Below are 21,654 nucleotides of genomic sequence, written 5' to 3'. Positions count from 1 at the left end.
CGCACCGGTGCCCTTCACGAGTCCCGACCGTGACCGCATCGGAACCGTCCCGGACCAAACGTCCGGCGCCGCCCGGGCGTCGAAGAAGCGTCAGCCGAACCGATCCCCCCGGGGGAAGCCCACATGCGCACACGACGACCCACCCGCCACCCCGTCCCGGCTCTCGCCGCGCTCCTGCTGGCCGCGGCCCTCGCGCTCACCGGATGCAGCGGCGCGGGCGAGGACTCCGCCGGCAGCGCCGCCGCCGACCGCGGGATCGCCGCCCCGCATGCGAACGACAAGGCCGGCGCGGACGAGGCCGCCCCCGGCGGCGCCGGAAGCGGAGCCAGGGCGACCGCGCCGCCGAAGCTCCCCACGAGCCACATCATCCGCACCGCGTCGCTGACCGTGCAGGTCAAGGACGTCCCGAAGGCCCTGGAGGTGGCCCGCACCCGAGCCGAGAACGCGGGCGGCTACGTCGGCAACGAGACCACCACCCGGGACGAGGAGGACCACGAGCGCACCCGCGTCGTGCTGCGCGTGCCCGTCGAGAAGTACGACGAGGTCCTCACCGCGCTGGAGGGCGCGGGCAAGCTCCTCGACCTCAGCGCCAAGGCGGAGGACGTCACCGATCAGGTCGTGGACGTGGAGAGCCGGATCACGTCGCAGCGCGCGAGTGTGGCCCGGATCCGCGAGCTGATGGACCGGGCCACGAAGCTCAGCGACGTGGTGACCCTGGAGGGCGAGCTGAGCACCCGCCAGGCCGACCTGGAGGCCCTGCTCGCGCGCCAGGACTCCCTGAAGGACCGCACGAGCCTGGCCACCATCACCCTGTCGCTGTCCGAGACCCCGGTGAAGAAGGAGGCGAAGGACGACGACCCGGGGTTCGTGGACGCGCTCGCGGGCGGCTGGAACGCGTTCGTGACGATGCTGCGCTGGCTCGCGGTGGCAGTCGGCGCGGTCCTGCCGTTCGCGGCGGTGGGCGCCCTGCTCGTGCTGCTGTGGCTGCGCGTCGTACGCCCCCGCCTCCCCCGCCGCCCGCGCCCCGCATCCGCCACGAGCGCCCTGGGCCCGCTGCCGACGGCCCGCCCGGCGCCGCAGTCCACGCCCGCGCGGACGTCTGACGAGCAGGATTGAAATGCCCTGCGCCCGTAGCGTGTTCGCATGAGCATGAGCCGTATGCGCAGGGAGCGACTGGTCGTGATCGGCGGCGACGCCGCGGGGATGTCCGCGGCGTCGCAGGCGCGCCGTCTGAAGGGTCCCGACGAGCTGGAGATCATGGCGTTCGAACGCGGCCACTTCACGTCGTACTCGGCGTGCGGCATCCCGTACTGGGTGGGCGGCGACGTCCCGGACCGGGACCGGCTCATCGCCCGCACCCCCGAGGAGCACCGCGCGCGGGACATCGATCTGCGGCTGCGCACCGAGGTCACGGAGCTCGACCCCGACCGGCAGCGCGTACGCGCGCGTGACCTCGAATCCGGCGCCGAGTCCTGGACGTCGTACGACAAACTCGTGATCGCGACGGGCGCCCGGCCGATCCGGCCGGACATTCCCGGCATGAACGCCCCCGGGGTGCACGGCGTGCAGACGCTGGACGACGGCCAGGCGCTGCTCGACACGCTGGCACGCACGCGTGGCCGCCGCGCGGTGGTCGTCGGGGCCGGCGACATCGGCGTGGAGATGGCCGAGGCGCTCATCAACCGCGGCTACGAGGTGACGGTCGTCAACCGCGGCAGCGAGCCCATGTCGACCCTCGACCCCGACATGGGCCGCCTGGTGCACGAGGCCATGGAGGGCCTGGACATCACGATGGTGAACGACGCCGAGGTCACCAAGATCCTCACGGGCGACGACGGCCGGGTGCGCGCGGTGGCCACCCAGGACCGCGACTTCCCGGCCGACGTCGTCGTGCTCGGCATCGGCGTCCGCCCCGAGACGACGCTCGCGAAGGCGGCCGGCCTCCCCCTCGGTACCCACGACGGCCTCCTCACCGACCGCTCGATGCGGGTGCGCGGGCACGAGAACATCTGGGCGGGCGGTGACTGCGTCGAGGTCCTCGACCTGGTCTCCGGCCAGGAACGGCACATCGCGCTCGGCACCCACGCCAACAAGCACGGCCAGGTCATCGGCACCAACGCAGGCGGCGGCTACGCCACGTTCCCCGGCGTGGTCGGCACGGCGGTCAGCAAGGTCTGCGACCTGGAGATCGCGCGCACGGGACTGCGCGAGAAGGACGCCCACCGCGTGGGCCTGCGCTTCGAGGCGGTCACCATCGAGTCGACCAGCCGCGCGGGCTACTACCCGGACGCCTCCCCCATGACGGTCAAGATGCTCGCCGAACACCGCACGGGCCGCCTCCTCGGCGTCCAGATCGTCGGCCGCGAGGGCGCGGGCAAGCGAGTCGACATCGCGGCGGTCGCCCTCACGGCCGGCATGACGGCGGAACAGATGACGACCCTGGACCTCGGCTACGCCCCACCGTTCTCCCCCGTCTGGGACCCGGTTCTGGTGGCGGCCCGCAAGGCGGCGGCGAAGGTCCGCGGTTCTTTGTAAGGGACGGCGGGACAGCATGCCTCGAGGGGAGCGGGGCCGTATCGATCTGCGGCTCCGCCGCGTGGCGCGAACGCCCGCAACGAGCCCGCACCAGGCCACGCACCCGCACCCCTACGGCGAAACCCTAGGCAGTCCCAGCCGTACCGTTGATCCGGTCAATCGCCTGCCGCGCCTGCTCCGCCGGCGGCCGAGACGGCAACGACGACACCGACGCCGAAGCCGAGACAGCAGGCGGCTGCTCCCCCGCCGGCTTCGCGTGCGCGGCGACCCGGGTCGACCGCAGCCGGTGACTCACCGCCTCCTCCAGCGTCACGGGCCGCCGCATCTGGGTCGCCAGCCGCCCGGCCTCCTGGCCGAGGCGGGCCACGTCCTCCCACGGCAGCCGCACCACCAGCGTCAGCTCCGCCTCGCCGTCGGGCAGGGCGTGCATCGGAGGAGTAACTCGGTCGTTCATCGCCTGTTCCTCACGTCGGCCCCGCGACCCGCCTTCCCCGCGCCGCGGGCGGTTGCCGAGACATACGCACGCCCGGACGGCTCCGTTCACCGGGCCGACCGATTCACCGGCGGCGCCCCGGGCACATGTGTGGTGTGGTCATCCCCGTTCATGACGTGAACCCCGCGCGGCGCACCCCCTGGGTGACGTACGCCCTGCTCGCCGCCGGCATCGTCGTGTTCCTGCTCACTCCCGGCATGGCCGGTTCCGTGGTGGGCGAGAGCAGCCTGGCCCAGCTGTGTCACCTCCAGGCGTTCCTCGACCAGTACGCGGCGGTGCCACGGGAACTGATCCACCATCAGATGCCCCGCCTGGTGCCCACGGGTGACATCGGCGTGGGCCCGCGGGGACCCGGCTGCGTGGTCGGCCCGCCGCCCTACGACAAGTCGCCGGAACTGAGCGTCCTGACGGCGATGTTCCTGCACGGCAGCTGGCTGCACCTGCTGGGCAACATGCTGTTCCTGTGGATCTTCGGCAACAACATCGAGGACCGGATGGGCCACATCCGCTTCCTGCTCTTCTACGTGATCTGCGGCTACGCGGCGTCGTACGGCTTCGCGGTCCTGAACAACGCGTCGGCCGACCCGCTGATCGGCGCGTCCGGAGCGATCGCCGGGGTGCTGGGTGCCTATCTCGTGCTGTATCCGAGGGCCCGGGTCTGGGTCCTCGTGCCGTTCCTGATCTTCCTGCCGCTGCGGCTGCCCGCCTGGACCGTGCTGGGCCTGTGGTTCGTGCTCCAGGCGGTGTACTCCTCCGGCGAGGGCGTCTCCGACGCCGGCACGGTGGCGTACGCGGCGCACATCGTCGGCTTCCTCGCCGGCATGCTGATCGCCTGGCCGCTGCGCCCCGGCACACCACCGCCGCCGGAGCCGCGCGGCATCCTCTTCGGCAGGCGGGCGCGGCCCGGCTGGTAGGACCGGCCGGCCGCCGTCTCCGTCAGCGCGCGCTCCGCGTGTGCACGTACTCCACCAGCCGCGTCAGCGCGTCCGGGTCGGTCGACGGCATGACGCCGTGGCCGAGGTTGAAGACGTGCCCCTCCAGACCCACCGCCGAGTCCAGGACCTCACGGGTCTTCGCCTCGACTGCCTCCGTCGAGGCGAACAGCACGGTCGGGTCGAGGTTGCCCTGGAGTGCCTTGCCGGGGCCGACGCGGCGGGCGGCCTCGTCCAGCGGGACGCGCCAGTCGACGCCGACGACGTCCGCCCCGGCCTCGCCCATGAGCCGCAGCAGCTCACCTGTGCCGACGCCGAAGTGGATGCGCGGGACGCCGTAACCGGCCACGGCCTCGAAGACCTTCGCCGACGCCGGCAGCACCGAGCGCCGGTAGTCGGTGGGGGCGAGGGCGCCGGCCCAGGAGTCGAACAGCTGGACCGCCGAGGCGCCCGCCTCGATCTGCACCTTCAGGAAGGCGGCCGTGATGTCGGCGAGGCGGTCGAGGAGGTCGGCCCACAGCTCGGGGTCGCCGTACATCATCGCCTTGGCGTTCTCGTACGTGCGGGACGGGCCGCCCTCGACGAGGTAGCTGGCGAGCGTGAAGGGGGCGCCGGCGAAGCCGATCAGGGGCGTGGCGCCGAGTTCGCGGGTGAGCAGGCCGATGGCCTCGGTGACGTAGGAGACGTCCTCGGGGGTCAGGTCGCGCAGCTGGGCGAGGTCCGCGCGGGTGCGGATCGGGCGCTCGACGACCGGGCCGACGCCGGGCTTGATGTCGAGGTCGACGCCGATGGCCTTGAGCGGGACGACGATGTCGCTGAAGTAGATCGCCGCGTCGACGCCGTGCCGGCGCACCGGCTGGAGCGTGATCTCGGTGACCAGTTCGGGCCGCATGCAGGACTCGAGCATCGGAATGCCCTCGCGCACCTTGCGGTACTCCGGCAGTGAGCGTCCGGCCTGCCGCATGAACCACACCGGCGTGTGCGGCACGGGCTCGCGTCGGCAGGCCTTGAGGAAGGCCGAGTCGTACGGGGCGGACGGCTGCTGGGCCCGGGGGGCGTCGTTGGCACTCACGGGCCAAGTTTCGCACGCCCCCGAGGGGCGCGATTCAGCCCCTGGACAGGCGCGGGGTGTCTAGCCCGGCACCCGGGCTCAGGGCCCCGTAATCTTCCGGGCATGGCTGCGGCTCAGGGACGACTGTCGGACGGCGCTGGCGGAATGGACGAAGCGAAGGACACCGAGAAAGACCGGCGGGAGGCGGACACCGCCCCGCCGCCCTTCCGGGCCGCCGTCGACGCGCTCACGGCGGCGCGGCTGCGGCCCCAGATCGAGGTCGAGCCGACGCCCCCGCCCAAGCGGCTCGCTCCCTACACCTACGCGCTGGAGGCCGCGGTCGTCGACGGCGACCAGGACCTGGCCGACGGCCGGCTGGTGCTGCTGCACGACCCGGCGGGACACGAGGCCTGGCAGGGCACGTTCCGGCTGGTGACGCTGGTGCGCGCGGAGCTGGAGCCGGAGATGGCCGCGGACCCGCTGCTGCCGGAGGTGTGCTGGTCCTGGCTGACCGGCGCGCTCCAGACGCGGGGGCTGACGTACGGGGAGCCGAGCGGCACCGTCACACGGGCGAGCTCGCACTACTTCGGCGGTCTGTCCGCGCGCCCGGCCGCCTCGCAGATCGAGATCCGTGCCTCGTGGACGCCGCGCGAGGGCCTGGGCGGGACCCCGGACACGGCCGCGCACCTGGCGTCCTGGTGCGATCTGCTCGCCCAGATCGCGGGGCTGCCGCCGGCCGGGCCGGGGGACGCGTCGGTGGTGACGCTGCCCCAGCGGCGGGGACCGCAGTCCCGCTGATCGAACCTGTTCCGACCCCGTACTGATCGAACCTGTACGGGGCGGTCAACACTGCCCTGTCGACGATCACACCTGCGTCCCCCTCTTGGCCGAATCACTTTGTCGATACGGCCACTTTCGACCGCGTACCGACGCAGACCGAAACCGTTCGACCTTCGAATGATCGACCGCGTGTCCGAATTGCGCGGATTGTTATCACCGATTCGTGATCATTCTCTAAAGGCGGACGGGTTGGGTGCCGAAGACGACTGTGACCTTGAAAGCACGGTTCGTCCCGGCTTCACCCCCACGAGCCGGCCCCGTCCCGCACCCCAGGAGGCCTGGTGTCCGTTCTCCTCGAGCAGCCCGCAAGCCTGGTCGCCTACCGCCCGAACAAGCCGACCGCCATGGTGGTCGTGGCCGACCCGCGTGTCCGCTCCACCGTCACCCGCCACCTGTGGGCGCTCGGTGTGCGCGATGTCATCGAGGCCTCGTCCGTCGCGGAGGCTCGTCCCCGCATCGGCAACCCCCGCGACATCTGCGTCGCAGAAGTCCACCTGCCGGACGGCTCCGGCCTCACCCTGCTGTCGGAGACCCGCGCCGCGGGCTGGCCCAATGGGCTCGCCCTCTCCGCCGCCGACGACATCGGCGCCGTGCGCAACGCGCTCGCCGGCGGTGTGAAGGGCTACGTCGTCACCGGCACCCGCACCAACGTCGGGCTCCCCACCCGACCGGGCGCCGCCCCCATCGGCGCCGCCGCCGCACGCCTGCACCGCCGCCCCCCGGGTGCTCCGAGCCACCCGGGCGGCTACCGCGAACTGTCCGGCCGAGAGGTCGAGGTGCTGCGCCTGGTCGCCGAGGGCCAGTCGAACAAGGCGATCGGCGTCTCGATGGGCCTGTCCGCCCTGACCGTCAAGAGCCACCTCGCCCGCATCGCCCGCAAGCTCGGCACGGGCGACCGCGCCGGGATGGTCGCGGTGGCGCTGCGGACCGGAATCATCCACTGATCCCTCCACGACGGCCCGTTGTGATCATTCACTCGCGTGAACGGGACCGGCCGCGGGTCCCGTTCGTGTCACTCACGGTTCGCGAACCCGACACTTCCCCGACCTGACTGGTTTGCGACCCCCGAGCGCCCGTCGACGGAACGTTCCGTCGACGGGCGCTGTCCATACACGGATACCCTTGACAGGTGACCGACGCCCACGAGACCGCAGCAGACAGCTCACTGCGAACCACCGGAGGCGCTCCTCCGGACGACGGCGGATCTTCTGCTACGGAGGCGCCGATCCCTTTGCTGGAACCACGTGAGGGCATTCCGCCCGTGATCGCGGACGAGGCTGCCCTGGCCCGGGTGATCGCCGCCTTCGATGCGGGCTCCGGCCCGGTCGCCGTCGACGCCGAGCGGGCGTCCGGCTACCGCTACGGGCAGCGCGCCTACCTGGTCCAGCTGCGCCGCCAGGGCGCCGGATCGGCGCTGATCGACCCCGTCGCCTGCCCCGACCTGTCCGCCCTGGGCGAGGCCCTGTCCGGCGTCGAGTGGGTGCTGCACGCCGCCACCCAGGACCTGCCCTGCCTGCGCGAGATAGGCATGGTGCCGACACGGCTGTTCGACACCGAGCTGGCCGGGCGGCTCGCCGGATTCCCCCGGGTCGGCCTCGGCGCGATGGTCGAGGGCGTTCTCGGTTACGTCCTGGAGAAGGGGCACTCCGCCGTCGACTGGTCCACCCGGCCGCTGCCCGAGCCCTGGCTGCGGTACGCGGCGCTGGACGTCGAGCTGCTCGTCGACCTGCGCGACGCGCTGGAGAAGGAACTGGACAGGCAGGGCAAGCTGGAGTGGGCCCGCCAGGAGTTCGACGCGATCGCCTCGGCCCCGCCGTCGGAGCCGCGCAAGGATCCGTGGCGGCGTACGTCCGGCATGCACAAGGTGCGCCGGCGGCGGCAGCTGGCCGTCGTACGGGAGCTGTGGCAGACGCGGGACAGGATCGCGCAGCGGCGGGACGTCTCGCCGGGCAAGGTGCTCGGGGACGCGGCGATCGTGGAGGCCGCGCTGGCGGTTCCGGCCGACGTGCACGCGCTGGCCGCGCTGAACGGTTTCGGACACCGGATGAGCAAGCGGCAGCTGGAGCAGTGGCAGGCGGCCGTGGACCGGGCGAAGGCGTTGAGCGAGGCGCAGTTGCCGCAGCCGGGGCAGCCGGTGACCGGGCCCCCGCCACCGCGGGCCTGGGCCGACAAGGACCCAGTCGCTGCGGCTCGGTTGTCCGCGGCGAGGGCGGGGGTCTCGGCGCTGGCCGAGCAGCTCAACATGCCGCAGGAGAATCTGATCACGCCGGACACCGTGCGGCGGGTCTGCTGGGAGCCGCCGGCCGTGGTGGACGCCGAGTCCGTGGCGGCCGCGCTTGCCGGGTACGGGGCGCGGCCGTGGCAAGTCGAGCAGGTGACTCCCGTGCTGGTGGAGGCTCTCTCCGTCAAGGAGGCTTGAGAGAAGGCCCTACTTCGTGGCACCTCGCGTGAAACCGTTGTAGATGAACCGCTGCAGGAACAGGAAGACGATCAGCGTCGGGACGATGACGAGGATCGCGCCTGCCGAGATGGTCTCCCAGTGGGCTCCGAAGGGGCCCTTGAAGCGGAACAGGGACGTCGAGATCACGCCAAGATCTTCGGAGGGCATGTAGAGGAAGGGGATGTAGAAGTCGTTGTAGACGTTGATCCCCTTCACGATCACGACCGTCGCGATCGCGGGCTTGAGCAGCGGGAAGATGACCTTCCGGTAGATCGTGAAGGCATTGGCGCCGTCGATGCGGGCCGACTCGTCCAGTGAGACGGGGATGGACCGTACGAACTGAAGGAAGATGTAGATCGACACGATGTCCGTGCCCATGTAGAGCGCGATCGGCGCCCAGAGGCTGTCGAACATCCCGAGGCTGTTGACGATCTGGAAGGTCGCCACCTGGGTGGTCACCCCCGGGACCAACGCGGCGACCAGGAACAGGGCCAGGACCGGCTTCCGGAAGCGGAACCGGAAGCGGTCGATGGCGTACGCCGTCATCGAGCCGATGAGGACCGTGCCCCCGATGGCGACGATCAGGATGACCGCCGTGTTGCCGAACGCCGAGAGCATCCGGCCGTCCTGGAACGCCGTCACGTAGTTGTCGAAGTTCAGCGGGTCGTCGGGCAGCGTGAGGGCGCCGCTGTCGTCCGCCATCTCCCCGGAGGTCTTCAGCGAGGTCAGGAAGACCACGGTGAGCGGCAGGAGCACGACCAGCGTGGCGAGGACCAGGGACAGGTACACGAGGGCACGGGCCACGGCACGGCGCGTCATACGAGGTCCACCTTGTCGTCCGGGACGAGGCGCCGCTGCACCCAGGTCACCGCCAGGATGATCAGCAGCAGCACGACGGCCGCCGCCGAGGCGAGGCCCGTCTTGTTGAACTGGAAGGCCAGCTTCACGGTCTGGATCACGAAGGTCTCGGTGCCGGTCGCGCCGCCGGTCATGATGTACGGGATCTCGAAGACGGACAGCGACCCGGAGACGGACAGGATCACCGACAGGCTCAGCACGGGCCGGATGCCGGGCGCGATGATGTGGCGGAACTGCTGCCAGCGGTTCGCCCCGTCCAGTTCGGCCGCCTCGTACAGCTCCCCCGGGATGGACTGGATCGCGCCGAGGAAGAGCACGAAGTTCAGGCCCAGGTAGCGCCAGACGGAGACACCGGCGAGGGAGACGTTGGCCGACGTGGGTGTGCCGAGCCAGGCGCGGTCGCCGTCGTAGCCGATCAGGCTCAGGATCGCGTCGAGGGTGCCGCCGTCCTGGAAGAAGTACAGGAAGACGAAGCCGATCGCGACGCCGTTGATCAGGTACGGGAAGAAGAGCACGCCCTTGAAGAAGCTGCGGAAGCGGACGTTGAAGCTCAGGACGGTGGCGAAGTAGAGGGCCGCGGCGATCTGCACCACGGACGCGGCGAGGTAGTAGCCGCTGACGAAGAACACCTCGAACAGCTCGGGGCGGGTGAAGAGTTCGGCGTAGTTCCCGGCGCCCGTCCAGTGCAGCTGGGGGCTGACGCCGTCCCAGTCGGTGAAGCTGTACGCGACCATGTTGACGATGGGCGCGTAGGTGAAGGCGATCAGCAGGACGAGCGGGGCGATCAGGAACAGCCAGGGGGTCACGCCCCGCCACCGCCGCGGCCGGCGCGCGGCGGACGGCGGTGTCGGCCCCGCGGGCGCGGCCGGCGGCACCGGCCGCGCCGCCTTGCGGGTGGTGTCGGTCATCAGGACCCCAGGTTCTTCCGCGCCTCGGTCCACTTCTCGCCGAGCCCGGTCAGGAAGTCGTCCAGGCTGCCCTTGCGGGCACCGCGGGCGAGGTCGACGAGGTCCTGGCGGTAGTCGGGCTTGTAGATGCCGACCTCGGACTGGTTGTCGACGGACTTGACCTCGGCTCCCTTGGTGTCGTCGATGTCGAGGAGCTTCACGCCCGCCTCCTCGTAGGGCTTGAGGACGTCGGGCAGCGGCGCGTCCTTGAGGGGCGAGAGGGCCAGGTTGGCGTCCGCGTAGCCGGACTTGTCGGTGAACCAGTCGATCCAGGCGCGGGCGGCGGCCTTGTGGTCGGAGTTGACGTTGACGGCCTGGTTGTAGTCGGGCAGCGTCGCCGCGCAGAACGTGCCGTTCTTCTGGGCGGGAAAGGGCATGAAGCCGATATCGGCCGGGTCGGCGCCCGCCTGCTTCGCCGCGCCCTGCATCTGGATCACGGCCCAGGAGCCGAGCCACATCGTGGCGATCTCGCCCTTCGCCAACTTGGGCTTGGACGCCTCCCAGTTGGTGGTCGTCGGGTCCTTCTCGACGAGCCCTTCGCGCACGATGTCGTACAGCAGCGTGTCGGCGGTCCGCAGATCGGCGCCCTCGGCCCAGGGGTCGCCCTCGGCGAGCTTCGTGGTGGCCTGTTCGTCGCAGCTGACCGAGCCGTTGACCTGCGTCCACTGGGTGAGCGGCCACATGTCCTTGAAGTTGGTGTAGTACGGGATCGCGTCGGTCTTCGACTTGATCGCCTTCAGGTCGTCCAGGAACTCGTCCGGTGTCGTGGGCCAGTCGGTGATCCCGGCCTCCTGCCACACCTTCTTGTTGTAGACGAAGCCCGGGACCGCGCCGAGCGGGCTCTGGCCGTAGACCTTGGCGTCCACCGTGGTGTAGTCGGTGAAGCGGTACTTCTCGCTCCGCTCGGCCTGACTGCCCAGCGAGGCGAAGAACTTCGGGTAGTCCTTCTTCTCGATCACGGCCGGGATCATGAGGACGTCGCCGTAGTCCTCCGTGTTCATACGGATCTTGACCTCGCCCTCGTAGTCGGTGAGGCCCTCGAACTCGACCTTCACCTTGGGGTAGGTCTTGTTGAACTCGGCGGCGTACTTCTTCATTGTCCCGTCCTGCACGAGGTCGGTCCGGTGAGTGAGGACGGTGATGGTCCCGTCGACCTTGGCGGGATCGCCGGGCGCCTCGGCATCCGCGCCCTTCGAGGTGCCTCCGGTGCCGGTACAGCCCGAGGCCAGCAGGGCGGCGCCCACGGTGAGGGCGAGGACGGTACGGCGGTTCATGTGCATCAGCTCCGTTCGCGGAGAGGAACTCGGGACGGAAGAGCACGTGCGGTATGGCTGGTTCGGCACTCTGACAGCGCTTTCTCAACCGGTAAAGTCCCATTCCCGCCAACGATGTGAACCCTGTACACGACTCTTCGCTGAACCGGTTAAGGGAGTGCGCATGCTGGAGGCCACACCGCTCGGCGACGGATGGATCCTGCGCCACGGCCCGGACGCGCTGCCGGCGTCCGTGCCGGGCTGCGTGCACACCGACCTGATGGCGGCCGGGGTGATCCCGGACCCGTTCCTGGGCCGGGACGAGTGTGAGGTGGCGTGGGTGGGGCGCCGGGACTGGACGTACGAGCGCGAGCTCACGAACGCGTCCGCGCAGGAGCAGACCGACCTGGTCTTCGACGGGCTCGACACCGTCGCCGAGATCTCCCTGGACGGGCGGTTGCTGGGCAAGGTGCGCAACATGCACCGCTCGTACCGGTTCGACGTGACGGGGCTGTCCGGGCGGCTGGCCGTGCGGTTCGTCTCCGCCTACGCCGAGGCGGAGGCCGTGCGGGGGCGGCTGGGCGAGCGGCCCGCCGCCTACGCCGAGCCCTACCAGTACCTGCGCAAGATGGCCTGCTCCTTCGGCTGGGACTGGGGGCCGACCCTGGTGACGGCCGGGATCTGGCGGCCGGTGCGCCTGGAGCACTGGTCGACGGCCCGGATCGCCCGGGTACGTCCGCTGGTCACGGTCGACGAGGGCGTGGGCGTCGTCGAGTTGGCCGTGGAGGTCGAGCGGGCCCGGGTCGAGGCGCCGCTCGCACTGGAGGCGGAGGTGGGCGGGGTGCGGGCCCACGCGGAGATCGAGGGGACAGGCGGGGTCGTACGGCTGCGCGTGCCGGACGTCCGGCTGTGGTGGCCGCGCGGCTACGGCGAACAGCCGCTGTACGACGTCGAGTTGCGGCTGCTGCACGGCGACGACGCGCTGGACGTGTGGCGGCGGCGGATCGGCTTCCGGACCGTGGAGCTGGACCGGCGGCCCGACCGGCACGGCACCGGCTTCACCCTCGTCGTCAACGGCGAGCGGCTCTTCGTAAGGGGCGTCAACTGGATCCCCGACGACGTCTTCCCCTCCCGGATCACCCGCGAGCGCTACCGGGAACGGCTGGAGCAGGCCGCCGGGGCGGGCGTGGACCTCGTACGGATCTGGGGCGGCGGGATCTACGAGAGCGAGGACTTCTACGACGCCTGCGACGAACTCGGGCTGCTGGCCTGGCAGGACTTCCCGTTCGCGTGCGCGGCCTACCCGGAGGAACAGCCGCTGCGCGGCGAGGTGGAAGCCGAGGCCCGGGAGAACGTCGTACGGCTGATGCCGCATCCGTCGCTGGTGCTGTGGAACGGCAACAACGAGAACCTGTGGGCCTTCCGGGACTGGGGCTGGGAGCCGCGGCTGGCCGGTGACTCCTGGGGCGAGGGGTATTACCTGGGCCTACTGCCGCGCGTGGTGGCCGAGTTGGACCCTACGCGGCCGTACGCGGCGGGGAGCCCCTGGTCCGGGTCATGGGACCGGCATCCCAACGATCCGGCGCACGGCACACACCACTCCTGGGACGTGTGGAACCATGAGGACTACGCCGACTACCGGCTGAGCGTGCCCCGGTTCGTCGCCGAGTTCGGCTGGCAGGCGCCGCCCGCGTACGCCACGCTGCGTCGGGCGCTGCCCGGGGAGGAACTCGCGCCCGACTCCCCCGGCATGGTGCACCACCAGAAGGCCGACGACGGCAACGGGAAGCTGGAGCGGGGACTGGCCCGGCATTTCGCCGTGCCGGACGGGGACTTCGACCGTTGGCACTACCTGATGCAGGTCAACCAGGCGCGTGCGGTCGCCGCCGGGATCGAGCACTGGCGCTCCCACTGGCCGGTGTGCGCGGGCACGGTCCTCTGGCAGCTCAACGACTGCTGGCCGGTGACGTCCTGGGCGGCGATCGACGGGGACGGGCGGGAGAAACCGCTGTACCACGAGCTGAAGCGGCTGTACGCGGACCGGTTGCTGACGCTCCAGGCGCGGGACTGCGGGCTGGTGCTGGCCGCCGTCAACCAGGCGGACGAAGACTGGACGTCGACGCTGACCCTGCGGCGGATGTCCGTCGAGGGCGAGGTGCTGGGGCAGGTGACCGTGGAACTGGTCGCCGGAGGGCGGACGGTGGCGCGGATGGATGTCCCGCGCGAGCTGACGCCGGCCGGGCCGAAGGAGTTTCTCGTCGCGGATGCGGGCGGGGGTGCGGACGCGGGCGGGGGTGATGGAGCAGGCGCGGACGGTGACGCGGGCGCAGTCGCAGGCGGGGACGCGGGAACGGACGGGCACACGGGCGCCCGGGCGGACCGCACCGCAGACGCAGACGAGCTGCGGGCCTTGTACTTCCCGGTTCCGGACCGCGAAATCCCTTACCCTGCACCGCAGTTCGATGTCGCGCTCGCCCCGGGCGGCATCACGGTCACCGCCCGCACCCTGGTCCGGGACCTGCTGCTCCAGGCCGACCGGCTGGATCCGGAAGCGCGGGCCGACCGGGGCCGCGTCACGCTGCTGCCGGGCGAAGAGGTGACCATCGGGGTGCGCCGCTGGAAGACTCCGGACGCGGAACGTGCCCGTTCGGCCCTGTACTGCGTGGAGCCCACCCGATGACGGCAACGCCGACCCCCCGCGTCACCATCAAGGACGTCGCCGCGCGCGCCGGCGTGTCCAAGGGCGCCGTGTCGCTCGCGTTCAACCACAAGCCCGGGCTGTCGGAGGCGACCCGGGACCGGATCTTCCGGGCGGCGCGGGAACTGGGCTGGGCGCCGAACCTCACGGCGCGGACACTGGCCGGTTCACGCGTGGACGTGGTGGGGCTCGCGGTGTGCCGCCCGGCGCGGGTGCTCGGGCTGGAGCCCTGGTACATGGAGTTCGTGTCCGGCGTGGAGAGCGTCCTGGCCGAGCACTCCTGCTCCCTGCTGCTGAGACTCGTACGGAATCTGGACGAGGAGCTGGGGGTCCAGGAGGCGTGGTGGCGGGGGCGGCAGATCGGCGGGTCGATCCTCGTCGACTTCCGGGCCGACGATCCCCGGGTGGGCCTGGTGGAGCGGCTCGGGCTGCCGGTGGTCGCCGTGGGGCATCCCTCGCTGACCGGGGGGCTCACCTCCGTGTGGACCGACGACGGGACGGCCGTGACGGAGGCGGTGCGGTATCTGGCGGCGCTCGGGCACCGGCGGGTCGCCCGGGTGGGCGGGGCGGCGGCCCTCGGGCACACGGCAATCCGGACGGCGGCGTTCGACGAGGCGGCGCGGGCTCTGGCGCTGGCCGGGGCGTGGCAGGTCGCGACCGACTTCTCGGGCGACGCGGGGGCGCGGGCGACACGGTCGCTGCTGACGGCTGCGCCGCCGGACCGGCCGACGGCGATCGTGTACGACAACGACATCATGGCGGTGGCGGGATTGTCGGTGGCGGCGGAGATGGGGGTGCGGGTGCCGGACGATGTGTCGCTGCTGGCGTGGGACGACTCGCAGCTGTGCCGACTGACGCATCCGACCCTGTCCGCCATGAGTCACGACGTGCACGGGTTCGGGGCGGAGGTGGCCCGGACCTTGTTCGGGGTGATCACCGGGAATGGAGCGGCCGGGTCACATCCCGTGCCGACCCCGGTGCTGACCCCGAGAGGGTCCACAGCGCCACCCCGGTGAGATGTGACGTTCACCGCTCGCCATGTCAGGACTGGGCAGCTACGTTACTCATAAGTAGCATGGGATGAGCAAGCGCTCAGCGTCCTGGACCCTGGAGGAGAGCCATCGTGCCTCGTACCGTCAGGGACGTCGTCTTCGTAGACGGCGTCCGCACCCCGTTCGGCAAGGCGGGCCCGAAGGGCATCTACCACGAGACCCGTGCCGACGACCTCGTCGTGAAGGCGATCCGGGAGCTGCTGCGCCGCAACCCCGGTCTCGACCCGAAGAAGATCGACGAGGTCGCCATCGCCGCGACCACGCAGATCGGTGACCAGGGCCTGACCATCGGCCGCACCGCCGGGATCCTCGCGGGTCTGCCGCAGTCCGTCCCGGGTTACTCCATCGACCGCATGTGCGCGGGCGCGCTGACGGCCGTGACCGCGGTCGCCGGTTCCGTCGCCTTCGGCGCCTACGACATCGCCATCGCCGGCGGTGTCGAGCACATGGGCCGTCACCCCATGGGCGAGGGCGTCGACCCGAACCCGCGGTTCGTGAGCGAGAAGCTGGTCGACGAGTCGGCCCTTTTCATGGGCATGACCGCGGAGAACCTGCACGACCGCTACCCGCAGATCACCAAGCTGCGCGCCGACGAGTACGCCGTGCGCTCGCAGGAGAAGGCCGCCAAGGCGTACGCCAACGGCAAGATCCAGGCCGACCTGGTGCCGGTCTCGGTGCGCCGGACCAACGCCGAGGCCGGTGAGACGGGCTGGGGCCTGGTCACCGCCGACGAGCCGATGCGCCCGGGCACGACCCTGGAGAACCTCCGGGGCCTCAAGACCCCGTTCCGCGTCCACGGCCGGGTCACCGCCGGTAACGCGGCCGGTCTGAACGACGGCGCCACCGCCTCGCTCATCGCCTCCGAGGAGTTCGCGCGGGAGAACGACCTCCCCGTGAAGATGCGCCTGGTCTCCTACTCCTTCACGGGCGTCGAGCCGGAGGTCATGGGCTACGGCCCGATCCCGGCCACGGAGAAGGCGCTGGCCCAGGCGGGCCTGTCCATCTCCGACATCGGCCTGTTCGAGATCAACGAGGCCTTCGCCGTCCAGGTCCTGGCCTTCCTCGACCACTACGGCATCGCCGACGACGACGAGCGCGTCAACCAGTACGGCGGCGCCATCGCCTTCGGCCACCCGCTGGCCTCCTCCGGCGTCCGTCTGATGACGCAGCTGGCCCGCCAGTTCGAGGAGCAGCCGCACGTCCGCTACGGCCTGACCACCATGTGCGTCGGCTTCGGCATGGGCGCGACGGTCATCTGGGAGAACCCGCACTTCGAGGGGGACAAGTGAGCACCACCGCCGAGCTTCTGCAGCAGGCTTCCGAGCTGTTCCCGGACGAGGTCGTCACCAGTGCGCACGTACGGCACTTCGACCTCCCCCTGGGTGCCGGGCGCTTCGCCCTGATCACCCTGGACAACGGCCACGACCACACCAAGCCGACCACCTTCGGCCCGGCCTCGCTGGCGAACCTGAACGCCGCGATCGACCAGGTCGAGAAGGAGGCGGCGGACGGCGAGATCGTCGGCGTCGGCATCACCGGCAAGCCATTCATCTTCGCGGTCGGCGCCGACCTCAAGGGCGTGGAGATCCTCAAGGAGTACGAGCACGCGCTCGCCATCGGCAAGGGCGGCCACGAGGTCTTCAAGCGGCTGTCCAAGCTGGCCGTGCCGACCTTCGCGTACTACAACGGCGCCGCGATGGGCGGCGGTGTCGAGGTCGGTCTGCACTGCACCTACCGGACCGTCTCCTCGGCCGTCCCGGCGTTCTCGCTGCCCGAGGTGTTCCTCGGGCTGGTCCCCGGCTGGGGCGGCTGCACGCTGCTGCCGAACCTGATCGGCGCCGACAAGGCCGTCTCGGTGATCATCGAGAACAGCCTCAACCAGAACAAGCAGCTCAGGGGCAAGCAGGTCTACGAGCTCGGGATCGCCGACGCGATCTTCGAGGGCGCGGACTTCCTGGAGCAGTCGCTGGTCTGGACCGCGTCCGTCCTCAAGGGCGAGCTGGAGATCGAGCGCCCGGTGATCGACCGCGGCGAGGGCTGGGACCAGGCCGTCGCCAAGGGCCGTTTCATCGCGGACTCCAAGGTGCACGGCGCCGCCCCGGCCGCCTACCGCGCCCTGGACATCATCGCCGCCGCCAAGAACGGCGACCTCCAGCAGGGCTACGACGCCGAGGACAAGGCGCTCGCCGACCTGATCATGGGCGGCGAACTGCGCTCCGGCATCTACGCCTTCAACCTGGTGCAGAAGCGCGGCAAGCGCCCCGCCGGTGCCCCGGACAAGAGCCTGGCCCGCCCGGTCACCAAGGTCGGTGTCGTCGGCGCCGGTCTGATGGCCAGCCAGCTCGCGCTGCTGTTCCTGCGCCGCCTGGAGGTGCCGGTCGTGCTGACCGACATCGACCAGGAGCGCGTCGACAAGGGTGTGGGCTACGTCCACGCCGAGATCGACAAGCTGCTCGGCAAGGGCCGGATCAACCAGGACAAGGCCAACCGCCTCAAGGCGCTGGTGACCGGCGTCCTGGACAAGGCCGAGGGCTTCGCGGACGCGGACTTCATCATCGAGGCCGTGTTCGAGGAGATGGGCGTCAAGCAGAAGGTCTTCGCGGAGGTCGAGGCGGTCGCCCCGGCGCACGCGATCCTCGCCACCAACACCTCCTCGCTGTCGGTGTCGGAGATGGCGTCGAAGCTGAAGCACCCCGAGCGGGTCGTCGGCTTCCACTTCTTCAACCCGGTCGCCGTGCTGCCGCTGCTGGAGATCGTCCGCGGCGAGCAGACCGACGACGCCTCCCTGGCCACGGCGTTCGGCGTCGCCAAGAAGCTGAAGAAGACCGCGGTGCTGGTCAAGGACGCCCCGGCGTTCGTCGTGAACCGCATCCTGACCCGCTTCATGGGCGAGATCCAGAACGTCATCGACGAGGGCACCCCCGTCGAGGTCGCCGAGAAGGCGGTGGAGCCCCTCGGCCTGCCGATGTCTCCTCTCGTCCTGCTGGAGCTGGTCGGTCCGGCGATCGGCCTGCACGTCTCCGAGACGCTCAACAAGGCGTTCCCGGACCGCTTCACGGTCTCCCCGAACCTCAAGGCGGTCGTCGAGGCGGGCAAGCGCGGCTTCTACGTCTACGACAGCGGCAAGCCGGAGCTGGACCCGGAGGTCGCCGCGCTGCTGAAGCAGGGCGACAGCGTCCTGACGGAGGAGCAGGTCCGCGAGCGCGTCCTGGACGCGGTGGCGCAGGAGATCGGCATCATGCTCGACGAGGGCGTCGTCGCCGAGGCGCAGGACATCGACCTGTGCCTCATCACGGGCGCCGGCTGGCCGTTCCACCTGGGCGGCATCACGCCGTACCTGGACCGCGAGGGCGTCTCCGAGCGGGTCAACGGCGAGAGGTTCCTGGCGCAGGGCGTGGCGAGCGTCCCCGCGTAACGCGTAACCCCTGAGGGGGGTGGGGCGTACGGTAACGATCCGGACGCCCCACCCCCCTTCTGCATGCCGTCACAGATAGGATCCTCACACAATCCGACCATTATTTACCTGGCTCTGATGATCTCCACCAGAGACCGCCGGGTGTCCTCGAAGGAGTCTTACGTGGCGTCCACCCGCCGCCGAACACCCCGACGCCGGGTATGGCCCAAGATCAGGCTCCTGTTCCTCTTAGTGGTGGTCGCCGCCGGCGGCACGGCGCTGTATCCCGTGTGGAAGGCGGCGAACCCGGACCCGCCCGAACTCAAGGTCCGCTACCGGACCGACACCCCGGCCACCGCCGCGGCGGCAAAGCCGTCGTTCGAGGTCTTCAACGATACGGAGAAGGCACTGCCGTTGAGCGATGTGACGCTCCGGTACTACTTCACGGCCGACGGCGCCCCGGGTCCCTCGTCGTACGCCTTCAACTGCGTCAACGCCGCCTTCGGCTGCTCGCACGTCGCCGGCCGGGTCGTCGCGATGGACAAGGCCACCGATACCGCCGACCACTACCTGGAGGTCAGGTTCACGGCCGGCGCGGGCAGCCTCGAGCCCGGCGCCAACAGCAAGGGCATCGACCTCCAGCTCTTCCGCACCGACCACAAGCGGCTGAAGCAGTCCGACGACCGCTCCTTCGACGCCCGGATGACGTCCTACAAGGAGGCGGAGAAGGTCACCGCGTACAAGCGGGGCGTCCTCGCCTGGGGTGAGGAGCCGGACGGCACCGAGGCGAGCGACGAGAACAAGACCTCGGCGAAGGCCGCCGCGCCCGACCCGGTGCCGGCTCCCCCGGCCGGAGTGTTGTTCGACGACTTCACCTACCAGGGTCCCAAGGACCCGGCCCTGTTCAAGCACGGCTGGCTGGTCCGCACCAGCAAGGGCGGCCCCGGCATCGAGAACACCTGGTCGGCGGAGAACGTCAGTTTCCCCACCGCCGAGGGCGCCCTGGCCGAGGGGCAGGTGCTCAACCTGCGGGCGAGCACCGACGGCACCGAGGCGGGCACCAGGCAGGCGAGTCTGGGCACCAGGAGCCGCGAGTTCCGCGACGGCACCTACGCGGCCCGCATCCACTTCAGCGACGATCCGGCGGAGGGCGAGGGCGGCGACCACGTCAACCAGACCTTCTACACGATCGGCGGCAGCGGCACGAAGTACAGCGAACTCGACAACGAATACATGCCGAACGGCGGCTGGGGCCGCCTCGGTCCCAAGCTCGACACCGTCTCCTGGTACGACCACGAGAGCAACGACCGCGTCTACAGGACGACCAACAAGAGCCTCGACGGCTGGCACACCATGATGATCACCGTCGAGGACGACGTCGTCACCTACCGCATGGACGGCGAGAAGCTCTTCTCCAGCGACGGCAAGTACTCCCCGCGCTCGGGGATGTCCGTGAACTTCAACCACTGGTTCGTGGATCTGCCGTTCAAGGGCGACCGCGCGTGGGACCTGAAGGTGGACTGGCTCTACTACAACGCGAACGCATCCCTGTCGGTGAAGGAAGTCCAGTCCGCGGTCGAGGACTTCACCGGTGAGGGAATGAACTACTTCGACACGGTTCGGGAGTCCCGGTGAGGAAAAGGCGGTCCAACGCCCACAGGCACGCTGCCGAGGCTGCGGAGAACAAGCCGGTGGTGAGCCGGCGTTCCGCGCTGCTGATGGGCGGCACAGGAGGCGTCGCGATGGCCGGTGGCGGCGCGTGGCTGGGCCAGGTGGTGGCACGGCCCGCCGCCGCGCCGGCCGCCGAGGGAGCCATCGGAGGCCTCACCACGCCTCCCCTCTACGCCCCCTCCGGCCGCCGCCCCAAGTACCGCAGGGCCAGTTGGTCCCAGCAGTTCCAGGCCTCCCACGGCTGGACGCCGGGCGGCGCGGGCACCGCGTCGGCCGAGGCGAACGACAAGTCCGTCTTCGTGCGCGGCACCCAGTCGGTCCGAGTGACCACCAACGGCACCGGCAAGCAGTCCTACGTCCGCAAGACCGGCATGCCCGCGGTCAGCCTGACCGGCAAGATGATCCGGCTCGTCTTCCGCGTCGACGACGTGACGAACCTGGCCAAGCTCGTCTTCTACCTGGGCAGCGGCTCCCTCGCGAACCACTTCGCCTGGACGGTCCACACCCACTCCAAGACGGCGGCCAACTACGTCCAGTCCGGGGAGTGGGTCACGGTCCACCTCCAGTGGGCCGACGTCAACGCGGCGGCCGGCACGTACTCCATCGGCGCCGACGGCAAGCCGTCCACCAAGACCGGCTTCACCGACATGTCGTTCGCCGTGTACGACAACGCGGGCGGCCCGGTGACGTACCGGCTCCAGGCCGTCGAGCTGATACCGGACACCGTCTCGGTCTTCCCCAAAGGCGTCGTCTCCCTCACCTTCGACGACTCCCACAAGTCGATCCACGACCTGGCCCGTCCGGTCATGGAACGCTACGGCTTCCCCGGCACGGTCTACAACATCGCCGACGCCATCGGCACGGGCAACTTCCTGACGCTCAGCCAGATGCGTTCGATGCAGGACTTCTCCGGCTGGGAGATGGCGGGCCACTCGTACGCGAACGCCGTCCACACGGCGAGCTATCCCAAGCTCACCGCCGAGCAGGCCGACGACGACTTCCGGAAGCTGCGCGAGTGGCTGGTGTCCAACGGCTTCACCAGCGAGCACTTCGCCTATCCGCACGGCGCGTTCCAGAAGACGACCGACGGTGTCCCGGTCGACCAGATCGCGAGCCGGCACTTCACCACGGCACGGTCGATCATCTCCGAGACGATCGAGTCGTTCGCACCGGCGATGCCGTACCGCCTCAAGGCGCTGACCGGCATCAACGACGGCACCGGCATCGGCGGTACGGCACTGTCGAAGCTGACGGGCGCGGGCGGCCGGCTCGACCGCTGCGTGAACAGCGGTGACTGGCTGATCCTCTGTCTGCACAAGGTCACCGAGGGCGCCCCGGCCAAGAGCACCGAGATCGGCAAGTCGGGCCTGGAGACGCTGATGAAGGCGATCGACGACCGGGGCATCCCGGTGCTGACGGTCGAAGAGGCGATGGCCTCGTACACCTGAGGTCCGGACACTTGAGTCAGGGGCGGCCCCCCGGCCGCCCCT

General features: G+C 70.5%; 17 protein-coding genes. 12 read left to right on the top strand and 5 right to left on the bottom strand.

The features are described 5' to 3' along the window. Positions 1 to 123: 123 nt before the first annotated feature. Positions 124 to 1,116 (top strand): DUF4349 domain-containing protein, encoded by a 993-nt coding sequence (locus tag V8690_RS33180; protein WP_338783766.1) that lies wholly within the window; start codon positions 124 to 126, stop codon positions 1,114 to 1,116. Positions 1,117 to 1,143: 27 nt separating this feature from the next. Next, the gene (locus V8690_RS33175; RefSeq protein WP_338783765.1) at positions 1,144 to 2,535 is read left to right on the top strand and encodes an FAD-dependent oxidoreductase; all 1,392 of its coding nucleotides are present in this window, start codon (positions 1,144 to 1,146) and stop codon (positions 2,533 to 2,535) included. A gap of 124 nt (positions 2,536 to 2,659) precedes the next feature. On the opposite strand, the gene V8690_RS33170 is transcribed toward V8690_RS33175, so the two are convergent. Continuing rightward, positions 2,660 to 2,989 (bottom strand): hypothetical protein, encoded by a 330-nt coding sequence (locus V8690_RS33170; protein ID WP_338783764.1) that lies wholly within the window; start codon positions 2,987 to 2,989, stop codon positions 2,660 to 2,662. A gap of 134 nt (positions 2,990 to 3,123) precedes the next feature. On the opposite strand from V8690_RS33170, the gene V8690_RS33165 reads away from it, so the two are divergent. Continuing rightward, complete coding sequence (locus V8690_RS33165) at positions 3,124 to 3,942, top strand: rhomboid family intramembrane serine protease (protein WP_338783763.1); 819 nt, start codon at positions 3,124 to 3,126, stop codon at positions 3,940 to 3,942. 22 nt (positions 3,943 to 3,964) lie between these two features. On the opposite strand, the gene hemE is transcribed toward V8690_RS33165, so the two are convergent. Next, a complete protein-coding gene (gene hemE, locus V8690_RS33160; RefSeq protein ID WP_338783762.1) occupies positions 3,965 to 5,032 on the bottom strand; it encodes a uroporphyrinogen decarboxylase in 1,068 nt (355 codons plus the stop codon). 102 nt (positions 5,033 to 5,134) lie between these two features. Between hemE and V8690_RS33155 the strand changes: the two genes are divergently transcribed. From V8690_RS33155 to V8690_RS33145, 3 genes are all read left to right on the top strand, one after another. Beyond that, positions 5,135 to 5,809, top strand: coding sequence for a DUF3000 domain-containing protein (locus tag V8690_RS33155; protein WP_338783761.1), 675 nt, complete (start codon positions 5,135 to 5,137; stop codon positions 5,807 to 5,809). Between the two features lie 323 nt (positions 5,810 to 6,132). After that, positions 6,133 to 6,795, top strand: coding sequence for a response regulator transcription factor (locus V8690_RS33150; RefSeq protein WP_019325953.1), 663 nt, complete (start codon positions 6,133 to 6,135; stop codon positions 6,793 to 6,795). A gap of 185 nt (positions 6,796 to 6,980) precedes the next feature. Then, positions 6,981 to 8,270 (top strand): ribonuclease D, encoded by a 1,290-nt coding sequence (locus V8690_RS33145; protein WP_338783760.1) that lies wholly within the window; start codon positions 6,981 to 6,983, stop codon positions 8,268 to 8,270. Positions 8,271 to 8,279: 9 nt separating this feature from the next. Here the strand turns inward: V8690_RS33145 and V8690_RS33140 are convergent, their stop codons facing one another. The 3 genes from V8690_RS33140 to V8690_RS33130 are packed head-to-tail and all read right to left on the bottom strand — an operon-like array spanning position 8,280 to position 11,370. Beyond that, positions 8,280 to 9,110, bottom strand: coding sequence for a carbohydrate ABC transporter permease (locus V8690_RS33140; protein WP_338783759.1), 831 nt, complete (start codon positions 9,108 to 9,110; stop codon positions 8,280 to 8,282). Next, a complete protein-coding gene (locus V8690_RS33135; protein WP_338783758.1) occupies positions 9,107 to 10,057 on the bottom strand; it encodes a sugar ABC transporter permease in 951 nt (316 codons plus the stop codon). The genes V8690_RS33140 and V8690_RS33135 overlap by 4 nt, the downstream gene beginning before the upstream one ends. Then, positions 10,057 to 11,370 carry an ABC transporter substrate-binding protein gene (locus V8690_RS33130; protein WP_338783757.1) on the bottom strand — a complete coding sequence of 438 codons (1,314 nt, stop codon included), beginning with the start codon at positions 11,368 to 11,370 and terminating at the stop codon, positions 10,057 to 10,059. Before V8690_RS33130 ends, V8690_RS33135 begins: the two co-directional genes overlap by 1 nt. A 163-nt stretch (positions 11,371 to 11,533) precedes the next feature. Between V8690_RS33130 and V8690_RS33125 the strand changes: the two genes are divergently transcribed. The 6 genes from V8690_RS33125 to V8690_RS33100 all read left to right on the top strand — a co-directional run bounded on the left by V8690_RS33125 (position 11,534) and on the right by V8690_RS33100 (position 21,612). Next, positions 11,534 to 14,029: a glycoside hydrolase family 2 protein gene (locus tag V8690_RS33125; RefSeq protein ID WP_338783756.1), complete on the top strand. Its 2,496-nt coding sequence runs from the start codon at positions 11,534 to 11,536 to the stop codon at positions 14,027 to 14,029. Continuing rightward, complete coding sequence (locus V8690_RS33120; protein WP_338783755.1) at positions 14,026 to 15,063, top strand: LacI family DNA-binding transcriptional regulator; 1,038 nt, start codon at positions 14,026 to 14,028, stop codon at positions 15,061 to 15,063. Before V8690_RS33125 ends, V8690_RS33120 begins: the two co-directional genes overlap by 4 nt. 107 nt (positions 15,064 to 15,170) lie before the next feature. Then, a complete protein-coding gene (locus V8690_RS33115; protein ID WP_338783754.1) occupies positions 15,171 to 16,388 on the top strand; it encodes an acetyl-CoA C-acyltransferase in 1,218 nt (405 codons plus the stop codon). Continuing rightward, entirely contained in the window at positions 16,385 to 18,514 is a 2,130-nt protein-coding gene (locus V8690_RS33110) for a 3-hydroxyacyl-CoA dehydrogenase NAD-binding domain-containing protein (RefSeq protein WP_338783753.1), read from the top strand. The genes V8690_RS33115 and V8690_RS33110 overlap by 4 nt, the downstream gene beginning before the upstream one ends. A gap of 231 nt (positions 18,515 to 18,745) precedes the next feature. Beyond that, the gene (locus tag V8690_RS33105; protein ID WP_338783752.1) at positions 18,746 to 20,128 is read left to right on the top strand and encodes a cellulose binding domain-containing protein; all 1,383 of its coding nucleotides are present in this window, start codon (positions 18,746 to 18,748) and stop codon (positions 20,126 to 20,128) included. Positions 20,129 to 20,187: 59 nt separating this feature from the next. Further along, a complete protein-coding gene (locus V8690_RS33100; protein ID WP_338783751.1) occupies positions 20,188 to 21,612 on the top strand; it encodes a polysaccharide deacetylase family protein in 1,425 nt (474 codons plus the stop codon). Positions 21,613 to 21,654 lie beyond the last annotated feature (42 nt).

Source organism: Streptomyces sp. DG1A-41 (genome assembly GCF_037055355.1).
Classification (GTDB): Bacteria; Actinomycetota; Actinomycetes; order Streptomycetales; family Streptomycetaceae; genus Streptomyces.
Note: the sequence above shows the minus strand (reverse complement) of the source record. Positions and strands in the feature narration are given on the sequence as shown.